The 22,286-nt window shown below is 58.3% G+C and carries 15 protein-coding genes; 10 read left to right on the plus strand and 5 right to left on the minus strand.

Translation table 11 applies throughout. The features are described 5' to 3' along the window. Positions 1-85 precede the first annotated feature (85 nt). Positions 86-3,610: a DNA polymerase III subunit alpha gene (dnaE, locus tag So717_RS14030; protein WP_159978353.1), complete on the plus strand. Its 3,525-nt coding sequence runs from the start codon at positions 86-88 to the stop codon at positions 3,608-3,610. A gap of 68 nt (positions 3,611-3,678) precedes the next feature. On the opposite strand, the gene So717_RS14035 is transcribed toward dnaE, so the two are convergent. Further along, a complete protein-coding gene (locus So717_RS14035) occupies positions 3,679-3,873 on the minus strand; it encodes a SlyX family protein (RefSeq protein WP_159978355.1) in 195 nt (64 codons plus the stop codon). Between the two features lie 105 nt (positions 3,874-3,978). Here So717_RS14035 and hisS point away from each other — a divergent pair, with 105 nt between their 5' ends. Genes hisS through hisG form a run of 3 tightly spaced genes read left to right on the plus strand, consistent with a single transcriptional unit; the run spans position 3,979 to position 7,390 of the window. Then, the gene (gene hisS / locus So717_RS14040) at positions 3,979-5,631 is read left to right on the plus strand and encodes a histidine--tRNA ligase (protein ID WP_159978357.1); all 1,653 of its coding nucleotides are present in this window, start codon (positions 3,979-3,981) and stop codon (positions 5,629-5,631) included. Then, positions 5,628-6,701, plus strand: a complete 1,074-nt coding sequence (locus So717_RS14045) for an ATP phosphoribosyltransferase regulatory subunit (protein WP_159978359.1) — start codon at positions 5,628-5,630, stop codon at positions 6,699-6,701. Before hisS ends, So717_RS14045 begins: the two co-directional genes overlap by 4 nt. Beyond that, complete coding sequence (hisG, locus tag So717_RS14050) at positions 6,698-7,390, plus strand: ATP phosphoribosyltransferase (RefSeq protein WP_159978361.1); 693 nt, start codon at positions 6,698-6,700, stop codon at positions 7,388-7,390. The genes So717_RS14045 and hisG overlap by 4 nt, the downstream gene beginning before the upstream one ends. Positions 7,391-7,393: 3 nt before the next feature. Here hisG and So717_RS14055 read toward each other — a convergent pair whose 3' ends face one another. Further along, positions 7,394-7,849, minus strand: coding sequence for a DUF1489 family protein (locus tag So717_RS14055; protein WP_159978363.1), 456 nt, complete (start codon positions 7,847-7,849; stop codon positions 7,394-7,396). Between the two features lie 131 nt (positions 7,850-7,980). Between So717_RS14055 and So717_RS14060 the strand changes: the two genes are divergently transcribed. Together So717_RS14060 and So717_RS14065 are read left to right on the plus strand one after the other, a co-directional pair. Further along, a complete protein-coding gene (locus tag So717_RS14060; RefSeq protein WP_159978365.1) occupies positions 7,981-10,278 on the plus strand; it encodes an adenosylcobalamin-dependent ribonucleoside-diphosphate reductase in 2,298 nt (765 codons plus the stop codon). 236 nt (positions 10,279-10,514) lie between these two features. Then, entirely contained in the window at positions 10,515-10,997 is a 483-nt protein-coding gene (locus So717_RS14065; protein WP_159978367.1) for a TnsA endonuclease N-terminal domain-containing protein, read from the plus strand. 379 nt (positions 10,998-11,376) lie between these two features. Here So717_RS14065 and So717_RS14070 read toward each other — a convergent pair whose 3' ends face one another. The 3 genes from So717_RS14070 to So717_RS14080 all read right to left on the minus strand — a co-directional run bounded on the left by So717_RS14070 (position 11,377) and on the right by So717_RS14080 (position 16,448). Next, positions 11,377-13,242: a polysaccharide biosynthesis protein gene (locus tag So717_RS14070; protein WP_159978369.1), complete on the minus strand. Its 1,866-nt coding sequence runs from the start codon at positions 13,240-13,242 to the stop codon at positions 11,377-11,379. A gap of 924 nt (positions 13,243-14,166) precedes the next feature. Next, positions 14,167-15,240 carry a glycosyltransferase family 4 protein gene (locus So717_RS14075; protein ID WP_159978371.1) on the minus strand — a complete coding sequence of 358 codons (1,074 nt, stop codon included), beginning with the start codon at positions 15,238-15,240 and terminating at the stop codon, positions 14,167-14,169. After that, a complete protein-coding gene (locus tag So717_RS14080; RefSeq protein ID WP_159978373.1) occupies positions 15,237-16,448 on the minus strand; it encodes an O-antigen ligase family protein in 1,212 nt (403 codons plus the stop codon). The genes So717_RS14075 and So717_RS14080 overlap by 4 nt, the downstream gene beginning before the upstream one ends. A gap of 379 nt (positions 16,449-16,827) precedes the next feature. Between So717_RS14080 and So717_RS14085 the strand changes: the two genes are divergently transcribed. The 4 genes from So717_RS14085 (at position 16,828) to So717_RS14100 (ending at position 22,282) form a co-directional block, all read left to right on the plus strand. Beyond that, complete coding sequence (locus So717_RS14085; protein ID WP_238840941.1) at positions 16,828-17,961, plus strand: O-antigen ligase family protein; 1,134 nt, start codon at positions 16,828-16,830, stop codon at positions 17,959-17,961. 174 nt (positions 17,962-18,135) lie between these two features. After that, on the plus strand, positions 18,136-19,623 hold the full coding sequence (locus tag So717_RS14090) for an aminotransferase class I/II-fold pyridoxal phosphate-dependent enzyme (RefSeq protein WP_238840943.1): 1,488 nt from the start codon (positions 18,136-18,138) through the stop codon (positions 19,621-19,623). Then, the gene (gene asnB / locus So717_RS14095) at positions 19,623-21,437 is read left to right on the plus strand and encodes an asparagine synthase (glutamine-hydrolyzing) (protein ID WP_159978377.1); all 1,815 of its coding nucleotides are present in this window, start codon (positions 19,623-19,625) and stop codon (positions 21,435-21,437) included. Before So717_RS14090 ends, asnB begins: the two co-directional genes overlap by 1 nt. Then, entirely contained in the window at positions 21,437-22,282 is an 846-nt protein-coding gene (locus So717_RS14100) for an aldolase/citrate lyase/malate synthase family protein (protein ID WP_159978379.1), read from the plus strand. The genes asnB and So717_RS14100 overlap by 1 nt, the downstream gene beginning before the upstream one ends. The last annotated feature ends 4 nt before the right edge of the window (positions 22,283-22,286 follow it).

Here is a 22,286-nt window from a genome sequence, read left to right on the forward strand (position 1 = left end):
GACGGATCCGCGCCATCCGCTCAAAAAGTGCTGCCGTCGCGCGTTCGCACTGGTAGCGGCTGAGGCGCTCCACTAGGGTCACGACATGAGTTCCCATCCCCGATTCATTCACCTGCGCAGCCACTCCGAGTATTCGCTTTTGGAGGGCGCCCTGCGGCTGAAGAAACTGCCCGATCTCTGCCGCAAGGCCGCGATGCCCGCACTGGCGCTGACCGATACCAACAACATGTTTGCGGCACTGGAATTCTCGGTTGCGATGTCGGGTGCGGGTATCCAGCCCATCTTGGGCTGTCAGGTGGACATGGCTTATGTGGAGGTGCGTCCCGGCGACAAACCCGCGCTGCCCGCGCCCCTCGTCCTGCTCGCGCAGAGCGAGGCGGGGTATGAGCACCTGATGAAGCTCAACTCCTGTCTCTATGTCGACAAAGGTGGGGCGCTGCCGCAGGTCACAGTGGATCAGCTCGGCATGCATGCAGAGGATGTGATCTGCCTCTCTGGTGGGCCGGAAGGGCCTGTGGGCAGGCTGTTGCAATCGGGCCAGCGCCCGGCAGCAGAGGCGTTGATGACCCGGTTGCAAGAGATTTTTGGCGACCGGCTCTATATCGAGTTGCAACGCCACCCCGGGGAAGGGGGCCAGCCCGAGGCCGAACGGCTGACCGAGCGCGGCTTTGTCGAGATGGCCTATGCGATGGATTTGCCGTTGGTGGCGACCAATGACGTCTATTTCCCGGCGCCAGAGATGTATGAGGCCCATGACGCGCTGATCTGCATTGCCGAGGGCACTTATGTCGACCAGCAGGAGTCCCGGCGGCGCCTGACCGCACAGCACTACTTCAAGTCCCAGGCCGAAATGGTCACGCTCTTTGCGGATCTGCCTGAGGCCATCGAGAACACGGTTGAGATAGCCCAGCGCTGTGCCTTTCAGGCCTATCGCCGCGACCCGATCTTGCCGAAGTTCGCCGATGACGAGGTGGAGGAGCTGCGCAAGCAGTCCTACGCGGGCCTCAAGGATCGGCTGGCCGTGATCCCACATGCCGCCTCGGTCGAGGAGTACGAGAAACGGCTAGACTTCGAACTGGGCATCATCGAGGGCATGGGTTTTCCCGGCTACTTCCTGATCGTGGCCGATTTTATCAAATGGGCCAAGGAGCATGATATTCCCGTGGGTCCAGGGCGCGGCTCGGGCGCGGGGTCCCTTGTCGCCTATGCGCTCACGATCACCGATCTGGACCCGCTGCGCTATGCCCTGCTGTTCGAGCGCTTCCTGAACCCCGAGCGGGTGTCGATGCCCGACTTCGACATCGACTTCTGCATGGACCGGCGCGAAGAAGTCATCCGCTACGTGCAGGAGAAATACGGGCGCGACAAGGTGGGGCAGATCATCACCTTCGGTGCGCTGCTGTCCAAGGCGGCGGTGCGTGACATCGGGCGTGTCTTGCAAATGCCCTACGGGCAGGTGGATCGCCTGTCCAAGATGATCCCCGTGGAGGGCGTGAAGCCCGTGAGCATCGAAAAGGCCTTGACTGACGAGCCGCGCCTGCGGGAAGAGGCGCGCGCCGAGGAAGTGGTGGACCGGCTGCTCACCTACGGCCAACAGGTGGAGGGGCTGCTTCGAAACGCCTCGACCCACGCCGCCGGTGTAGTGATTGGCGACAGGCCGCTCGACGCGCTGGTGCCACTCTATCAAGACCCGCGCTCAGACATGCCCGCGACGCAGTTCAACATGAAATGGGTCGAACAAGCCGGGCTGGTGAAATTCGACTTCCTCGGCCTGAAGACTCTGACCGTGATCCAGAACGCGGTCGAGCAGATCCTCGACTCAGGCCGCAAGTTGCACGAGGCGGCGGACGGCACCGAGCTTTACGTGCCCGCTGAGGGCATGGAGAATGACATCGGCGGCATCCCTCTTGATGACGAGGCCAGCTACAAGCTCTATGCCGCAGGCAAAACGGTTGCCGTGTTCCAGGTGGAAAGCTCAGGGATGATCGACGCGCTCAAGCGTATGAAGCCCACCTGTATCGAAGACATCGTGGCGCTTGTCGCGCTCTACCGACCTGGCCCGATGGAGAACATCCCCACCTACTGCGAAGTTAAAAACGGGCTGCGCGAACGCGAGAACCTGCACCCGACTATCGACCATATCCTGGATGAGACCCAAGGCATCATCGTCTACCAGGAACAGGTGATGCAGATCGCGCAGGAAATGGCAGGCTATTCGCTCGGCGGCGCCGACCTGCTGCGCCGCGCCATGGGCAAGAAAATCCAGGAAGCGATGGACGCCGAACGCCCCAAATTCCTCGATGGCGCCGCCAAGAACGGCGTCGACAAGGACAAGGCCATGGAGGTCTGGAACCTCCTCGACAAATTCGCCAACTACGGCTTCAACAAGTCGCACGCGGCCGCCTATGCGGTGGTCAGCTACCAGACCGCCTGGCTGAAAGCGAACCACCCGGTGGAATTCATGGCCGGTGTGATGAACTGCGATATCCACCTGACCGACAAACTCGCCGTCTACTTCGAAGAGGTGCGCAAGGCGCTCGACTTGCCGTGGGTGCCGCCTTGCGTGAACCGCTCCAATGCGACGTTCAAAGTGGTGGACGGTGCGCTGGTCTATGCGCTTGGGGCGCTGAAGAACGTCGGTCTGGAGGCGATGAAACTCATCACCGACGGGCGCGCGGGCAAACCCTTCGCCACACTCTTCGACCTCGCCCGCCGGGTAGATTTGAAACGCGTCGGCAAGCGCCCGCTAGAGATGCTGGCCCGCGCGGGCGCCTTCGACCAACTGGATGCAAATCGCCGCCGCGTCTTCGACGCGCTTGACCCGCTGGTCGCCTATTCCGCTGCGATCCACGACCAGAAAGCCTCCGCCCAGGTCTCGCTCTTCGGTGAAGCGGGTGAGGACCTGCCCGAACCGCGCCTGCATCCGGTGCAAGACTGGCTGCCCGCCGAACGGCTGAGCGAAGAGTTCAAGGCCGTCGGCTTCTACCTCTCCGGCCACCCGCTGGACGACTACATGGGCCCGCTCAAGCGCCGCATGTCCACGGACCGAGGCGCCGCCTTCCTCACCCTCGACGAGTTGACCGAAAAGGTCAGCACCAAAGGCGCCATGAACGCTCGGCTCGCAGGTATCGTCGCCGGACGGCAGGAGCGCAAATCCGCACGCGGCAACCGCTTTGCCTTTGCGCAGATGTCGGACCCCACGGGCGCCTATGAGGTCACGCTCTTCTCTGACACGCTCGAAGCCGCGCGCGATCACCTCGAAACAGGTTCCAAAGTCATCGTCACCGTCGAGGCCACGCTCGAAGCCGATCAGCTGAAACTGCTGGGCCGCGCCGTCTCCCCCGCCGATACGATGGTCGACCAAACCGGCACCATGGGGCTGAAAATATTTGTCGAGGCCGCCGACGCGATCCCTGCCGTCGCAACCGTCCTTCGCGACGCCGCCGAGGCCGTGAAAACCGCAGGCCGAGGCCCGGTCGAGCTCTGCCTGATCGACCCGGACCTACCCGGCGAGGTCGAGGTGGACCTCGGCGCCGCCTTCGTGGTGAACCCGCAAATCAAGGGCGCGATCAAATCCCTCTCCGGCGTGCTCGAAGTGCAGGACCTCTAAATACAATTCACCCTTCGACAAATACTCCCGCCGGAGGCGGACACCCCACCTGCCGAACGCGCCCCGTGTCAGTAGTGCGGCGGACGCTCATCCCCCAGCATCACACCGCCGGACCCCTGCGCCTCGCGCTCCCCTTCGCGCTGCATCAGCATGAAGACGCGTCGGTTCAGCGTCGCAATCTCCGCTTCCTGCCGCGCCACCACATCCGACAGCTCCTCAACCGTGCGGGTCAGATGCGCAATCTGTTCTTCGAGCTTTTCCATGAGCCGCGCCTATCACGGAGCCGTACCACAATAAAGACCGCGCCTTGCCCCCCCTGCCCCCTTGGGCTAGACCGCGCGCGAACCCGGCATGCCAAAAGGTGCATCATGGCCAAACCCAAAAAGACCCCACGTCCCAAGGCGGAAACGCCCAAGGGCTTTCGTGACTATTTCGGCGCTGAAGTCACCCAGCGCGCCGAAATGCTGCGCAAGATTGCGGCGGTCTATCATCGGTACGGCTTTGACGCGCTGGAAAGCTCGGGCGTGGAAACCGTCGAGGCTTTGGGCAAATTCCTCCCCGATGTGGACCGCCCCAACGAAGGGGTTTTCGCCTGGCAGGAGGACGCCGAGGCGGACAAGCCGGGCGACTGGCTGGCCCTGCGCTATGACCTGACGGCCCCATTGGCCCGCGTCTATGCCCAGCACCAGAACGACCTGCCCAAACCCTATCGCCGCTACGCAATGGGCCCGGTCTGGCGCAACGAAAAGCCGGGGCCGGGGCGATTTCGTCAGTTTTATCAATGCGACGCGGATACCGTCGGCGCCCCCTCGGTCGCTGCCGATGCCGAAATCTGCGCCATGTTGGCCGATTGCCTCGAAGAGGTCGGCATCCCGCGCGGCGACTACGTGATCCGCGTGAACAATCGCAAAGTGCTGAACGGCGTGCTCGAAGTCGCAGGCCTCGCAGACGACGACAAGGACCGCGAGCGTGGGATCGTCCTGCGCGCCATCGATAAACTGGATCGATTGGGCGTAGAGGGTGTGCAAGCGTTGCTAGGCGAAGGGCGCAAAGACGAAAGCGGCGATTTCACCAATGGCGCCGGACTTTCCATTGCACAGATCGACAAAGTCTTGAGTTTCGTAACAGCAAAAGAACAAGCTGCCGAGGATTTGGCGGCAGCCTTGGAGATTGAACGCCAATCAAATCCTGGGTTTGATGGCAGGCTTTCCGCAATGAAAGGATCATTTGGTTCGGTTGGGCCAATGGATAGTTATAAGCCAGAAGAGTACCAAACCGTCTTCCTTCTAACTTTCCTGAAGAAACTCGTTGCTGGATCGAAAGCAGGCGAGGAGGGCGTAGACGAACTAGGACAGATATATCTCGCTCTTTTTGATCAAGGCTACGGCCCCGACCGCATCATCATCGACCCCTCAGTGGTGCGTGGCCTCGGCTACTACACCGGCCCGGTCTATGAAGCCGAACTGACCTTCGACATTCAGGACGAGAAAGGCCGCACGCGCAACTTTGGATCGGTCGCGGGCGGTGGTCGCTATGACGATCTCGTCAAGCGCTTCACCGGGCACGAAGTGCCCGCCACGGGCGTCTCCATCGGCGTTGACCGGTTGCTGGCCGCGCTGCAGGCCAAGGGTCGCATGACTTCGTCCGAAGCTGGCCCGGTCGTCGTGACCGTCATGGACCGGGACCGCATGGCGGACTACCAGAAGATGGTCGCTGATCTGCGGCGGGCGGGCATTCGAGCGGAGGTCTATCTGGGCAATCCGAAGAACTTCGGAAACCAGCTCAAATACGCCGACAAGCGCGGCAGCCCCGTCGCTGTGATCGAAGGCGGCGACGAGAAAGAGCGCGGCGTTGTGCAGATCAAAGACCTGATCCTCGGCGCGCAGATCGCCGAAAGCGCCACGCTGGAAGAGTGGAAAGACCGCCCCAGCCAGTTCGAAGTGCCGCGCGATGATCTGGTCGCCAAGGTTCGCGAGATCCTGCGCCAGCACGGCCTGCCGGACGGCAGCTCCGAGGCATGACAACCCGGGCAGACACGCTGGCGCGCGCGGCCACGCTGCGCGCGACGTTTGAGGCCGCAGGGGCCGTGCCGGTGGAGACGCCCATTCTGCAACCGGCGGAGACCCTGCTCGACCTCTATGGCGAGGACATCCGCGCGCGCGCCTATGTGACCTCGGACGCGCTGCGGGGTGAGCAGATGCTGCGCCCGGACTTCACCGTGCCGGTAGTGGAAATGCATATGGCGCATGGGGCGGAGCCTGCGCGCTACACCTACTCCGGCGAGGTCTTCCGGCGGCAAGAGCATGACCCCGACCGTGCCAATGAATACATTCAGGTGGGCTATGAGGTCTTTGACCGCGCCAACCCGGCGGCGGCGGATGCGGAGGTGTTTGCGCTCTTTGCCGAGGCTGTCGCCCCGCTGGGCCTGCGCGCGGCAACGGGCGATATCGGCATCCTGATGGCCGCTGTACGGGGGTTGCAGACCAGCGAGGCGCGCCGCGCGGCTCTCTTGCGGCACATCTGGCGGCCCCGCCGGTTCCGGGCGCTGCTCGACCGCTATGCAGGCCGCGTTCCGGTGCCTACGCGCCGGGCCAAGCTGCTGGACGGAGCGCTCGATTGTGACGCCCCGCTGATCGGCAAACGCTCCCAGACAGAGATCGACGCGCGCATTGCCCTGCTGCGCGCCGATGCTGCCGAGCCGCCCTTGAGCGGCGCGGAGGTCGATCTGCTCGATGCCCTTCTGGATGTGCGCGAGACCACGCCCTACGCGCTGGCACAACTGCGCGACATCGCCGTGGATCTGCCCGCCATCGGGCCAGCCGTTGACGGGCTCGCGGCCCGTGCCGAGACCTTGGCCGCCCGCGGCGTGAATGTGGAGACCCTGCCCTTCGAGGCGAGCTTTGGCCGGACGTCGATGGAATACTACGATGGATTTGTCTTTGGTTTCTTCAGCCCTCAGCGCGCAGACTTGCCCGCTGTGGCCACCGGCGGGCGCTACGACGCACTGACCCGGCGGCTGGGGAATGGCGCCGAAATCCCGGCGGTGGGAGGCGTGTTGCGCCCCGGGTTGATGCTGGAGCTTGAGGCATGAGCGTGAAGCTGGGCGTGCCCTCTAAGGGGCGGTTGATGGAGAAGACCTTCGACTGGTTTGGCCAGCACGGCATCACGCTGACGCGCACCGGATCTGATCGCGAATATGCGGGTGCGGTCGAAGGGATTGGCGGCGTCTCTCTGGTGTTGCTCTCGGCAGGAGAAGTGCCGCGCGAGTTGGCGGCGGGGCGGCTGCATTTCGGCGTCACCGGCACGGATCTGGTGCAGGAGAAACTGCCGCTTTGGGAGCAGCAGGTGGAACCCATGGCCGAATTGGGCTTTGGCCACGCGGATCTGGTGCTGGCGGTGCCCAAGGCCTGGGTGGATGTGGATACGCTCGATGACCTCGACGCGGTCGCCACGGCCTTCCGGACAGCCCACGGCATGCGTTTGCGGATCGCGACCAAATACCACCGGCTGGTGCGGGACCACCTGCGCCATGGGGGTGTCGCCGATTATGCGCTGGTCGACAGTCAGGGGGCGACTGAAGGCACCGTTGCGAATGAAACGGCCGAAATGATTGCCGACATCACCTCCAGCGGTGAGACGCTGCGGGCCAATCACCTGAAGGTTTTGGAAGACCCGCCAATCCTGCGATCGCAGGCGACCCTCTGGCGGAGCCGGGTGGCGGAGGTCTCAGACGGGGATCGAGCGGTGGCCGCAGCCTTGATCACGCAGCTGACGGGCTGAGCGTCAGAGCACCCCGATTTCGGCGAGCGCGCGGTTCAGCTCCACCGGCAGAGCCTCTTCACTTGCCCGTCCCTTTGGCAGGTCCGGCGGCGCATCTTCTGGCTTGAGATAGCGCCAGCCCTGAAATGGGCGCTTGAGGCTTGACTGCGTGCGGATCACCTCCGGCTCCAGCACAATGGCGCAGCGGCGGATGCCGTCCTGCCCGATCACTTCGTCGAGCCGCATGACACGCTGGCGACACTGCAGCACGCCTTTCACCACCCAGTAGATGGAGCCGCCGTTGAGGATCTCTGCCTCGCGCTTCGGCCACATGCGGGTGATGTGACGCGGCAGCCCATCTGTGCCTTGCGCGCGCTTGGTGGCCTGCCAGGCGATGAGGCTGTCCACATTGTCAGAGCCCACGGAGAGCTTTATTAAGTGAATCGCGCCCGAATTTTCGTTCTTTTTCTTGCAGGTCATGCCCTATGTGTCCCAATTGCCGGTTTTCTATCGCGATTCATCCTGTATATTGTAGTTCTCCACCCGGAGACCTCAAGAGGTAGTGCTTTGTCCACAACCATCTGTGGATAAGTCAATGGGAGATATTGACCATGTCATCGTTTGCGGCGCCAATCGCCGAACAGATCTGGGATATGAAGTACCGCTTCAAAGAAGCGGACGGGACCCCAATCGATACGACCGTTGAAGACACCTGGCGCCGGATCGCGAAAGATTTGGCCAAGGTCGAGAAAGACCCGGCGGCGTGGGAAGATCGGTTCTATGCCGCTCTGGAGGATTTTAAGTACCTGCCTGCTGGGCGGATCACCGCGGGAGCGGGCACCGCGAGGACGGTGACGCTCTTCAACTGCTTTGTCATGGGCACGGTGCCCGACAGCATGGGCGGTATCTTCGACATGCTGAAAGAAGCCGCGCTGACCATGCAGCAAGGTGGTGGCATCGGCTATGACTTCTCGACGATCCGGCCCAAGGGCGCGGATGTGAAAGGGGTTGCTGCGGACGCCTCGGGTCCGCTGAGCTTCATGGACGTCTGGGACGCCATGTGCCGGACGATCATGTCGGCAGGCTCGCGGCGCGGGGCGATGATGGCCACCATGCGTTGCGATCACCCGGATATCGAGGATTTCATCGCGGCGAAGTCCGACCCCGCGCGGCTGCGTATGTTCAACATGTCGGTGCTTGTGACCGACCCGTTCATGGAGGCGGTCAAGGCCGACGGATCTTGGGATCTGGTCTTTGGCGGTGAGGTGTACCGCACCGTGCAAGCCCGCGATCTGTGGAACCGGATCATGCAGGCGACCTATGACTACGCTGAGCCGGGTGTGATTTTCATCGACCGGATCAATGCGGCCAACAATCTGAACTACTGCGAGACAATCGCGGCGACAAACCCCTGTGGGGAACAGCCATTGCCACCTTACGGTGCTTGTCTTTTGGGCTCAGTCAACCTGTCTCGGCTGGTGTCGGACCCGTTTGAAGAGACGGCAGCGCTGGATGAGGCGGCACTGGAGGATCTGGTCGCCGTGGCTGTGCGCATGATGGACAATGTGGTCGATGCCTCGAAATTTCCGCTGGAAGCGCAGGCGCGCGAGGCGCAAGCCAAACGGCGGATCGGTCTGGGGGTGACAGGCCTTGCGGATGCTCTGCTGATGGTCGGTCTGCGCTATGGCTCGGACGAGGCGGCGCGTCAGACCGAGCACTGGTTGCACCAGATCGCCCGCGCCGCCTATCTGGCGTCGGTGCAATTGGCGAAGGAGAAAGGTGCCTTTCCGCTTTTCGATGCAGACGGATATCTGGCGTCCGGGACCATGCAGATGATGGATGGCGACGTGCGTGACGCGGTTCAGGAGCACGGCATTCGCAACGCGCTGCTGACCTCGATTGCCCCCACGGGAACGATCAGCCTTTATGCGGGCAATGTCTCATCCGGGATCGAGCCCGTCTTTGCCTATGCCTACACCCGCAAGGTTCTGCAGAAAGACGGCTCCCGGACAGAGGAAGAGATCGTTGACTATGCCGTGCAGCTCTGGCGCGAGAAGTTTGGCGAAGCTGCACTACCCGACTATTTTGTGAACGCCCAGACTTTGGCACCACTAGATCACGTGAAAATGCAGGCAGCGGCACAGAAATGGGTCGACAGCTCGATTTCCAAGACCATCAACTGCCCGGAAGACATCAGCTTTGACGCCTTCAAGGACGTCTACATGCAGGCGTGGGACACCGGCTGCAAGGGGTGCACCACGTATCGGCCCAATGCGGTGACAGGATCTGTGCTGAGTGTTGCAGAGGAAAAACCTGTGGAGGCTGCGCCGGAGGTGATCACCACAGAGGCGGCGGAGCCGCAGCAACCGCATGGTGATGTAATCTACATGTCGGAGCCGCTGGACCGCCCCAATGAGTTGGAGGGCAACACCTACAAGGTGAAATGGCCCGACAGCGAGCACGCGCTCTACATCACGATCAACGACATTGTATTAGGCGGACATCGGAGACCTTTCGAGGTGTTCATCAATTCCAAGAACATGGAGCATTTCGCCTGGACGGTTGCCCTGACGCGGATGATATCGGCGGTGTTCCGACGCGGTGGCGATGTCTCCTTTGTGGTCGAGGAGTTGAAAGCCGTTTTTGATCCTCGAGGTGGGGCCTGGATGCAGGGCAAGTACATCCCATCCATCTTGGCAGCCATTGGTGGCGTGATCGAACAGCACATGATCGCCACCGGGTTCATTGCCGGTGAGGGCATGGGGCTGAAATCCGACCCACAAGCCCAAGTCGTCGGCCTCGACGGCAGGCGCGGTCAGGCCTGCAGCAGCTGCGGGCAGTATGATCTGCGCATGGTGGAAGGGTGCATGACCTGCGGAAGCTGCGGCTATTCCAAATGTTCTGGCTGACTCTGCTTCGTTCTGTGGACGTACCCATAGTATTGCCGTTTTGGCCCTAGGGATTGCCATTTTGAGCTTATAAATTTGCCATTGAGGTGTAGGCGATGGTTCATCCTTGGCATTCTAACCAGTCGGGAACCATTAATACTTGACCAGGGGAAGTCGACTCAGGTCAGGCTGAGCCTTATTTCGGATTCGACCTCGATGATTACAGATCTTGCGAAGATTCGTTTAGACCGGAACGCTTGACCCAAAAGCCTGTCAGAGGAAGTTTTCGCAGTTCGCTTGTGCTGCGGACAAAGGCGGATGGTCAGGACAGGGTATTCTATACGCACAGTCGAGGCGAACGAAACTGCCTTTTGCTTTATGCGGCTATGCCGAATGTCTTTGATATTTGGGAGCAGCCCAACCGGCTTTCCTATGACTCGGACGGAAAAATGCGCCATCACACACCAGATTTCTTGCTGACATTGATTTGCGGCAAGAAAGTTGCTGTGGCGTATCGACCTGAGGAACGTGCTAAAGCTGAGTACCGGCGTGAGCTACGCAGGTTGGCGGATCAAATGCCCAAGGGCTATGCCGACAAATTCATGTTGGTGACCGACCGCAGTTTCACACGCGAACAAGCATATAACGCGGACCTTTTTCACGCCTTTAGCAAGTCCCCAGACCCAGACGCCGATAGTGCTCTTCAAGATGTTCTGAGTACGCGACGAACCGCGATGTGAAGGACAATGGGCCTCAGGCACTGAGACGGACAGTTTCCGTCAGCAACTCTCGGATACACACGCGGATCGATGACCGCCAAGTGTCGGAATCGACGTTTGGGATTTTGCGCCCGTTCAATTCGATGAAACCTTCGCTAGAACCAGAGATTTGCCGGAGAACTTGCATTGGAATGATGTCGAGCCGCGATGACCCTAGCAAAGAACGGCGACCCTTCTCGTCAGTTCGAAGAACGAAGATTACAATAACGCCTCACTCGCCGACCCTGGACATACAACAACGAAAGACCAAACATCAACCGCAGCGCCAAACCACCGTAAACTTGAGAAAAGCTCAGACTGGATCGACCTGGCCAAACGTCAGCGCTGGCTCTGCTGCTGATCAGGTCGAGGCACCATTCGTATAACCATCAACCGTCTCAAGAAACAGGTTTCGAATGGCCTGTGCATCTTGCCTCTCAACCGCCGCGATCAACCGGTTCAGCGCATCGGCGCTTTCTCCGGCATCAAGACATGTTTCGCGCGCGCACATGATCTTGGCGTGCGGGGTTGCGATCTGATTGGCTCCAATCAGCAGTTCTTCATAGAGCTTTTCACCCGGACGAAGGCCAACGAACTCAAGCGCGATATCCCCGTCCGGGTTGTTACCGGTCCGCTCCGTCAGACCGCAAATGCGGATCATGTTCCGAGCCAGATCGACAATCTTGACCGGCTCACCCATGTCCAAAACATAGACCTCTCCGCCTTTGGCAAAGGTACCGGCCAGAAGAACCAGCCGCGCCGCCTCACCCAGTGTCATGAAAAACCGGGTCACCTCGGGATGTGTGACCGTCAGAGGGCCGCCCTTTGACAGTTGCTCCCGGAAAAGGGGGATCACCGAGCCCGAACTATCCAGCACATTCCCAAACCTGACCATGGAGAAAACGGTGTTGGCATGCCGTGTCTGCAGATCCTGGACCAGCATCTCCGCAAACCGTTTGGTCGCCCCCATGACATTGGTTGGTCGTACGGCCTTATCCGTTGAGATGAGGATAAAACGCTCAACACCCGTTTCTGCGCAAGCCTCCGCTGTCGCGTAGGTTCCGATTGCATTGTTGCGCGCACCGACGACTTCGTTGTGCTCAACAAGGGGTACATGCTTGTAAGCCGCAGCATGCAGCACGACAGTGACCTCATGTTTCTTCAGCGCCTGTTTGAGAACATCTTTCTCCAACACAGACGCCAGAATGGGGACAATTTCACAGCTGACACGATTGGCTCGCAACCGTCGCTCGATGTCATAGAGAGCCACTTCACTATGATCCAACAGGACCAACCTCGCAACGGGAGCAGAGGAGAGCTGCAAGCACAGCTCGGACCCAATAGACCCCCCTGCCCCGGTCACGAGCACATTCCTGCCCGCATAGGCCGCCTCGATCTCCGGCATATCGAGCGACTGCGGTGACCGGCCAAGCAGGTCTTCGCTGGTCACGCTTTGCAGTTGCGCGGTCAAGGGCTCTCCGGTCATGAAATTCAGAAAATGCGGCAATGTCCGTAAAGTGACCGGGTAATCGCTCAGGCTGCGCAGGATCTCCTGCTTGCGCGCGCGCGACGCAGACGGCATCGCCAGAATGATCTGTGTTATGCCACGCGCCTGGATCAGCCGGTCAATCTGCGACGGGCCATAGACCCGCAACGCGCCGACCAGGACCCGACGCAGCGACGGGTTGTCATCAATGAAGGCAATGGCGTCAGCCCCGTCGAAGTTGTGCAGCGCATTGGCCAATTGCAGCCCTGCTGCACCCGCCCCGTAGATCAAGACGCGATCCTGCCCGCTTTGGCGGAACCAACGATCAAGCAGATGGCCAGACGCGAGCCGTACGCCGACCAACCCCACCAAAAGAACCGGGATCATGATCAGTGGTGCCGATCGGGGGACCAGCCAGGGACCCCAAAGATTGAAGCAAAAGAAGGCGACACCAAGCGCAAAGGCGAAGACACCGAGCCGAAAAACACCATGCATGCCAAAGGCGCGCATGGACACCCATGGGATCGACATCACGACCGACCCGATCCCCGCCAGAAGGCAAACGCCGACCGCTGATGTGAAGAATCCGGACCAATAGATACCCAGATCAAACGTGCTGATCCGCAAGGCAATCGCGACATAAAGCGACAGCGCGACAACGACGGTGTCGAGAAGCAGGACCAGACCCACCTTGCGTCGGCGTTCGAGACCGACAAGAAATTGCAAAACTGAAATCGTCACCTGTTAGCCTGGTTCGTCATAATTCATTTGGCCGCTGTTTGTGGCAAGCCCTGCGATCTTGCAAGCCAGTCGAGCGTATCAGCTTTTCCACCAATGGTCGCATCTTTCTCCCTTTTGCCTGACTTTGCCAGCGACTGCAAAGCCGCATCGGAGCTTGGCCGGTCGTCGTGCTTCAGAATTGATCAGATGAGCAAGAACAGAGGGACGGAAAACATCGCCGGTGCACAATAATAACATCAAGCATGGGGCACATTGGAGCCAAACCAACACCATCAGCCGACAGGACAAGGCTCGCTGATCGACGGAATGGCGAGACGGAATACCTGCATGGAAGACAGGTAATACTTTGTTTTACATTTGTATTTTTGAGTTATTCTTGGGTAACTTCCGTCTGGCAACACTGCTGGGTTACCCGCGGCAACCCGCTCCCAGCGAATCCGGGGCCCCGCACAATGTAGCCTCGAACACGTGCACTGCCGCCTCCAGCCGCACCTCCGGAATCATCGCAAGGTTCCGCTCGTTCACCAGGCGCCACTCGCCCTGACGGTCCGTAACCCTTATCTCATCGACAAAGAACTCGGGCTTCTGCTTCGGCTTGACCGATTTCCCGCTCGCGCTGTCGCGCTCGCCCGCTTCTGACAGAGCGTACAGTACCCGCCGCGAGCGTGGTGCAGCCCCATTCGCAGAACCTTTCAGCGTTCAGCAGCCAAGCAAAGGCGCGGTACGCACAGACTTCAAGGGCCATACACGCGTCCCTGCCTTTGTTGGGCGGCCTCCACGCCAGTCTGGGGCAGTTCCAGCGGATCATGTCGGAGGACATGCACCAGTCAGAAACCAAGAAGTATCTTAGAGTTCGCAGCTTTCAGGTTAAGATGCCTATATCAAGGGATATGCTCCGTAGACGGTTCTGACCTTTGTTGGACGCTAGCTCTCGGCGTAGGTGGCAAGAATGTCGCGCTGCAACGTTTCGATATGAAAACGTTTCCTTGCTTCTTCATGACCGTTGTAGCCTAGGAGGTGGCGATAATCGGGATCTTTGATCAACCTGGAGAGTGCCTCAGCCAGTTTTTCAGTATCTTCGCGGTCATCTACAAGCACCGCAGTTTTGGCCTCCACCACGACTTCGGGGATGCCGCCAACACGCGTTGACACAACGGGAAGACCTCGCGCCATTGCTTCGGCCAGGACAATTCCAAATGTTTCAAAACGAGGGAGGTGAACCATGATGTCCGCTGCGTCCAAAGGGCCGATGACGTTGGTCAGCGCGCCAGTAAATGTCACACGGTCACCCACGCCCAGATCACGTGCCATACGTTCGCAATGCGCACGAGAGTCTCCGTCGCCAACCAATGTGAGTGTCACATCCAAACCGTGCTCCTTGACCAGCGCTGAGACCATCGGAATAATGTACTCATGGCCCTTGTTTCCGGTAAACATGGCGATGCCGACCAAGTTTACGGGCTTACCAGGACTGCCGTCGTTGTGCGATCTTTTTGGCAGCGGGGCAAAGAAGTTGTCGTCAAGGGTTGCGTTGTAGACAACTGATATCTTGCGTTCGGGCACGTTTGCTTCGATCAGGCGTCGTTTTACGTCTTTCGAAACGGCTATAACTCTACCCGGAAATATCCGGTTGGTCCATTCCCGACCCGTTCCAAGTACCGTGTTGACGTGGGTTCGGCGTTGCGGAATGTCCGCCAAAGCCGCGTAGAACCCTGCGTGAAAATTGAACGAGTTGACGACGTCAATTGCTTCATTTCGCATCAGGGAAGTGATCTTGCGGATACAACCTGATATGCTGCGCAGGCTCCGGTCAGGGATCGCAAGGCCGTGTATTTCATGATGTTCGAAGCCGTCGGCAACAAGTTGCTCCGCATACTCGCCGCCGCCGCTTGCAATGCAAACCGAGTGGCCGCCTAAGCGCAGTGCCCGCGCGTAGGCATGCATGAGTTTCGCAGGTCCTGCGAGCTGAACGTCAGATCTGATCAACAAAACGTTCATGCGTGTCTCTCTCGCGAAATTGTCGCATGAAATTGTCCTCCAATGAACATCATCAAGACTGTGAGTACCCTCAGATCGGAAATCAGCGCTTCAACTAACGCAAACCCGCCAACGATGACAAGAGTTCCCACTAGGATCCAATTTTTTTTGCTGATCGAAAGCCCAAGAAGTATTGCAAACACCGACACCAGGCAAAGAGTGGCGAGAGAGCCATATGCGAGATAGCTTTGAAGCAAGAAGTTATGTGCATGCTGAAAATTCGTGCCCTCTAGGATCGGCGGGTCGTTGAGCGCGGCAATCACTGCGCTGTCCCCCATGCCTACCATATTAGGGAATGTCTGTTTGGCAACGGAAGCGGCCCGCGCAAAGATCTCCAAACGCAGTTGGTCGGACGAAGTACCAAGGTCGAGCAAGGGTTCTCGTGGGAGATTTCTGTCAGATGCAAACTCCTGACCGGTCACCATCTCGGCCGGCCCCCTGAGCAGGCGGATGATCGTGTCTTGAGGCGTTGTATCGGAGGAGGACAGACCAAGCCATATCGCTGCGACGCAGAGTATGACTACGATGCCACGGCGCCAGTCCAGAACCAGATTGCAGAACAGGACGCAGCATAGAATGACAATGCCAATGCGGCTTTCGATCAGCGAACAAAAGCAGAAGGCCAAAACCAGCAGGACCGAGCGTAAGATGCCTTGCCGAAGTGCAAGAATAGCAGGAAGCAGAGGTATCAGGACAGAGGCAGTATTGTTTTGATCTGGGGGGTACAGGGGCCAAGCTTGTGAAATGCGAAAAACGGGCCCGGATGTGATGGCGGACGCCACGAAGAAAGCGATCGCAAGACCATAGATGCACGTTACAAAGACTGACCAGCTGGCGACGCCTCTGAGAACGACAAACCCCACTATGAAGGCTGTCGTGTATACGGCAAACTTCAAGAACTCCAACTGTATATCCGATTTCTGATTGATCGGAAACGTGCCCAACAGGCAAAGCACAGCACTGGCGCTGAGCAAGCCGGCAACAAAAAGGGTAATGCCGTCGTAAGCGCTTTGCTTGAACTCCCTCCAACAAACAACCAACACAGGAAGTCCCGCAGCTGCCACGAATGGAACGAGAAGTTTTGGCGGAAGGACGAGTGTGATAGCAAGCAAGGCCGCCACGATGAGCGCCATAGCGTCGAAGGAACGAACCGGGCCGTCGGCTTGCATCTGGAGCTGTCCTTTCTTTTTATTGAATGCATCAACCACAGATAGGTTAGGGGTACAAGTCAGTTCGCTTTGGTTGTCTTTTTCGAGCGACGATGGTGTAACTTGGATACTTTGTGAGGCTACCGGTCACGGAGTAGTTTCCGGTCCTGCGGCAGGCAAGATGTTGAAAATGCTGTTGTGAGTTGGCGATTGCTGTGCGACTTGAGCTACCTTAAGAGTTGTTGGCTTTGCAGTTGCGCGGCCATCGGAAAACATTTCTGGAGGACAGGCTCCACCTATGGTCGGATCAACCACCACTGATGCGCAAACGGACTCAGCTCGAAGGGGGTCGGTTGGTCTCACAGCCCTTTGGTTGGCGCTGCCTTTACTTGGCAAGCCATTGGCTGTCATTTCGCTGCTGATTTTTCCGGTGATCAGAGATCGCAATGGTGCGGGCATGCCGCTCTTGTGGGGCTATTTTTTGCTAAGCTGCGTCTATGGCGCCTACATTTGTATTAGGGCGCTGGCTGCTGGCGCTGGCGCAACCGAACCCATCCTTGATACCTTGACCGTAGTCTTGATACCCGGTCTGGTATACTGGGTCGTCAGAACCCCGGTCAGACTCAATCTCAAAATTCTTTTCCAGTTGGTCGTCATATCGCTCGTTCTCGTTTTGTTGGCGACCCTTGTTGAGCGCTACATATTCGACGTACGCCGCCCCGAATTGCTTCTGGGCAACCCCTTCAACCTCGCGCCATTGCTGTTTCTGCCATTGTTCATCGCAACCATGGACACACTGGCGCCAAGTCGGATCTGGGTTTGGCTTGGTCTTATCGCCGCAACGATGACGCTGTTCGTTTTGGGGGGATTGGTCCAGACCCGTGGCCTCTTCATTGGCGCTGTCTTACTTTGGATTTTGCGCGCAGTGTTCATGCTAACCGAACCCCCGGATGTTCGGACTCGCCTTTGGGCAGCATGCAGGATGTTGTTGCCACTCTTTCTGGCAGGCGCTCTGGTTTTTGCGAACGGTGAAGTCTTTAGCCGCTACAAAGCCGCCGCAAACATTATCCTGACCCAGGACTCCACCAAAGAGTGGTCGACAGATCTACGTTACAGGATGATTGAGGCGGGTATTCGCGCAGGAAAGGAACGCCCCTACTTCGGGTATGGACCGCAACACAGATTCGACGCGGCACTGCCTGATCCCGAAACTTTCCCAAAACGGTTTAGCCATCTGCACAATGACTTTGTTACACACTGGGTCGCCGGGGGCGTGCCCGCAGTTGTTTTGCTGACAGCGCTGCTGATGTATCCTGCAATAGCTGGCTTCACCCGCAGTGTGGGGCAATCCCGAAACCAGTTGGCGCAGGCCCGTGGTTTTGGAGTACTTACATCCTGCGCTTTGTTGGGAACAGCGGCGGCCAACAATGTGTTTTTCACAGATATCTCCGCGTACTCGACATCGCTGACGATCGTCTGGTCCCTTGTCTTTATCGAAGTGCTCAAAGGCAAAGAGTCCAGCGATGCGAGCTGAAGCTGCCTTGCAAAGCCACAGCAGCACCTTGTTGATGAGCCACGATGGGCGAGAAGCTTCGAACACAGTTGCCAGACCGGCCATTGGCACTGCGACCATGGGGGCAACATCCGCTACATTGTACCTGTGCCCTTCAAAGGTTACTTCATTGAGGAACACAAGTGCGAGTCAGAGGTGACCCAGATCGATCATCATATATTGCCAGCGGCCACGAACCTGCGCCGGGTTCTTTCGGCGCTTGAACGCGTCAGCACAAAGATCTGCCTCATCGTTGACGCAGATGGACGCATCTTGCGTACGGTGACAGACGGTGACGTCAGGCGTGCTCTGCTTGGGGGTCACAACCTTGACTCGTTGGTATCTGTCCTGGGTGAGAGACAACCGGTTACAAGACCACATGGTACAAGCCGCACAGAACTGCTCTCTGTTCTCGATGAGCGCGCCATAGACGCAATTGTTTTAGTCGATTCCGAAGGCAAACCGGTTGACCTGGCCGATCGCACCACCCTGACCAAAACCTTGCTCCTATCACCACCACACATTGGGAAAACCGAAGCGGGCTATGTCCAGCTCGCTTTTGATGAAAACTGGGTTGCCCCGGCAGGCCCAAACCTAAATGCATTCGAAGATGCCCTGTGCCGCGTGTCCGGCAGGCAACATGCCGTAGCCTTGGTATCGGGCACGGCAGGGCTACACCTTGCGCTGAGAGTATTGGACATTGGCGAGGGCGACCGTGTTTACGTCTCAGATCTGACCTTCGCCGCGTCTGTTCAACCCATTCTCTACGTTGGCGCCGAGCCGGTTTTCATAGATAGCGAACCGGAAAGCTGGAACATGTCACCGGCCGCATTGGAGCGGGCGTTGGAGCAAGACAAGCGAGCAGGCCGATTGCCCAAAGCCGTGATCGTTGTGCATCTTTACGGTCAGTCGGCCAATATGAACGCGCTTCTCAAGCTAACCGAAGCCTACGGCGTGCCGGTTATTGAGGACGCAGCTGAAAGTCTTGGCGCCAACTACGGCAATCGACCTTCTGGTGCACATGGGCTGATGTCGGTCTACTCATTCAACGGCAACAAGATCATCACGACATCAGGCGGAGGTGCACTGGTCTCAGATCGACCGGACCTCGTGGAGAGGGCTCGAAAACTTGCGACGCAAGGACGTGACAATGCAGAGCACTACCAGCATTCAGATTTATCCTACAACTACCGGATGTCGAATGTGTTGGCCGGCATTGGGCGCGGTCAACTCGAGGTTCTGAGTGATCGGGTCGCAGCACGGCGGGCTATTTTCGAACGTTACGTCGACGGGCTGTCCAAAATTCCGGGCGTTGGCTTTCAGATGGAGGTCGAAGGCTCGATCGGAAATCGCTGGCTGACCGTGATTTCACTTGATCCTGATGAGATCGCACTGCATCCGTATCAGCTTATGCGCTCTCTGAAGGCTCGCGGTATCGAAACCCGGCCAGCCTGGAAACCGATGCAGATGCAACCTCTGTTCTCCGATATACAGTTCGAACCACACATGCCGGACCGTGCCGTGAGCCCGGGGCTGTTTCTTACATCTCTCTGTTTGCCGTCCGGAAGTGCGATGAGCGTTTCTGAACAAGAAGGTGTAATTGAGGCCGTAACCGATATCCTGGCGTCAGGAGGGCAAAGCTGATGTGCGGAATATTTGGTGCATTCCGCTGGGATGGCGGTCGGGTGTCCGGCGGTTCTTCGATGGCAAAAGCTCTCAGACACAGGGGGCCTGACGCCGAAGGCATGCACGAAGGGCCTGGCATTCTATTGGGCAACACAAGGCTTTCGATCCTTGATTTGACCGAAGCTTCCAACCAGCCACTTTACTCAGAAGATGGAGATCTCGTCGTTGTGCAGAATGGCGAGATCTACAATTACATCGAACTGCGCGAGACCCTGCGTCAAGCAGGCTACAGATTCCGCACGCAAGGCGACACCGAAGTGCTGTTGCACGGTTTCGATCATTGGGGCCCGGATGTCGTTCACCGCCTCAATGGCATGTTTGCTTTTGCGGTCTATCGGATCAGCACGCAGACACTTTGGCTGTTTCGAGACCGGCTCGGCGTCAAACCATTGTATCTTGCCGGAAATGAAGAAAGTGGAACGCTTTGGTTCGGATCGGAGATCAAGGCCATTCTCACCAATGGGCGACGTTATGCGCCCGATATCTCATCGCTAGCCAAGTTTTTTGCGCTGAATTACATTCCGGCACCCGCTACCATATTCCAGGGCATACATCATCTGATGCCGGGGTGTCGGGCAAAGATTGATCGTACAGGCGATGTAAAGATCGACCGATACTGGGATCTCAACTCCGTTTCACCAGACAAGGCGATGTCGCCAGGTGATGTGCATGCTGGCCTTATTCGTATTCTGGATGACGCGACGCGCATCAGGATGAGGTCCGATGCCGCATTTGGAGCCTTTCTTTCTGGAGGTCTAGACAGTGCATCGGTTGTAGGGATGATGAGCCTCTACCAGAATGCACCCATCCGTACCTACTCTATTGGCTTTGAGGATCCCCGTTTCGATGAAACCTATTGGGCGCGGAGGGTCGCCGCACGGTTCGGCAGCTATCACCAAGTCCAGATTATGGAGCCTGACCTAGAAACACTGTGGCCTCAAATGATCTGGAATTGCGACCAACCGCATGGAGACATCTCCTTTGTCCCAACCGGTCAGATTTCGGCGCTAGCTTCGCAGGAGGTCAGGATGGTTCTGACTGGCGACGGCGGCGATGAACTGTTTGGTGGGTACGAGAAGTATCTTCAGGTCTTTCCCGGCGGCAAGACTGATCAGTTGGCGCCAGATTGGGAAAGCGCGTTTGCGCGCGGATCGGGTTTGCTTGAGGGCAGCCAACCGGAATGGTTGCTGGCTGGTGATCTTGCTGCGGCATTTGCGGAAGATGACCCCTATTCTGCGCTGACGCGGCCCATGGAGGCCGCGAGCCATCAAGATCCGATAAACCGCGTATTGCTGGCCGAGACCCTGACACTTCTACCAGGAAACAATCTCGTGAAACCGGACAGAATGGCGATGGCACATGGTCTAGAGGTCCGCTCGCCATTTCTTGACTACCGTATGGCGGAGTTTGCTTTCCAGGTGCCCGGTGCGCTTAAACTGAGCGGTGGCAGAACAAAGGCCGTCTACAAGGACGCCATGCTCCCCCTTCTCGGGCAAGAAATCGTCGAGCGTCGAAAACAGATGTTTACCGTACCTGTGGGTGAATGGTTTCGCCAGGCCCTTGCCTCATATTGCCAGTCCTGTCTGCTGGATGGTCGACTGGAGGCACGAAATCTTTTCACTGGTGAGGGCCTCAGGCGTCTGGTCGGGGAGCATCTCTCGGGCCACGCCAACCACACACGCCAACTCAGGGCTTTGATTGCTACGGAACTCTGGTTTCGCCGCTTTGAAGACCTGGAAAACACACCAGCCGAACGGACCGAGATGGCCTGATGTTAACCAGTAAAAACAAATTTCAGCTTTTGATGATCGTCGACGATCCAGACATCGCGCGTTTTGCGTTCTTGAATGGAGTAGATCGCATCATGGTGGATTTGGAGGTCCTTGGTAAGCAAGAACGCCAAGGACATTTGGACACCGTGCAGTCAGCTCTGGAGATTGAGGACGTAACCCGGATAAGGCAGGGCGCTCCTGACGCCCACCTCTTGGTTCGGATTAACCCACTGCACGAAGGATCAAAAGAGGAACTGGACGCTGTGGTGGCGCGCGGCGCAGACGCCGTTATGCTGCCGATGTTTCATGATCGCGATACTTTGGCGCGTTTCTTCGATATTCTGGCTGACCGCATCGAAGCTCTACCGCTCTTCGAAACAATTGGAGCCGTTACTCAACTGCCTCAAATGATTGGAGATCTGCCGTTGACGGGGCTGCATTTCGGCCTGAACGATTTGCATCTTGAACGAGGCGACACGGTGATGTTCGAACCCCTTGCAGAAGGGGTTCTTGAGGACCCAGCCAAAACATTGAGGTCGGCAGACATCCCCTTTGGCATTGGTGGCCTAGCACGCAGTGGTGAGGGCATAATCCCACCCGAAATTCTTTTGGGCGAACATGTCAGGCTGGGGTCTACGGCGGCCATTCTTTCACGTAGCTTCCACCGCAGGGCAAGGAGCTTGCAAGAACTCCAAGCGGGCATGGATTTTGCGGCTGAGATTGAGCAGCTAAGAGAGATTTATGATCGTTTCATTGATGCCGACGCGATTGTGATCGACGAGAATGCTCAAGAGTTTCGGCAAGCTTCAGAAATGGCCAAGTCACATCCTGTGACACAGACATAGCTGA

It is taken from the genome of Roseobacter cerasinus (genome assembly GCF_009811755.1).
GTDB classification, from domain to species: Bacteria; Pseudomonadota; Alphaproteobacteria; order Rhodobacterales; family Rhodobacteraceae; genus Roseobacter; species Roseobacter cerasinus.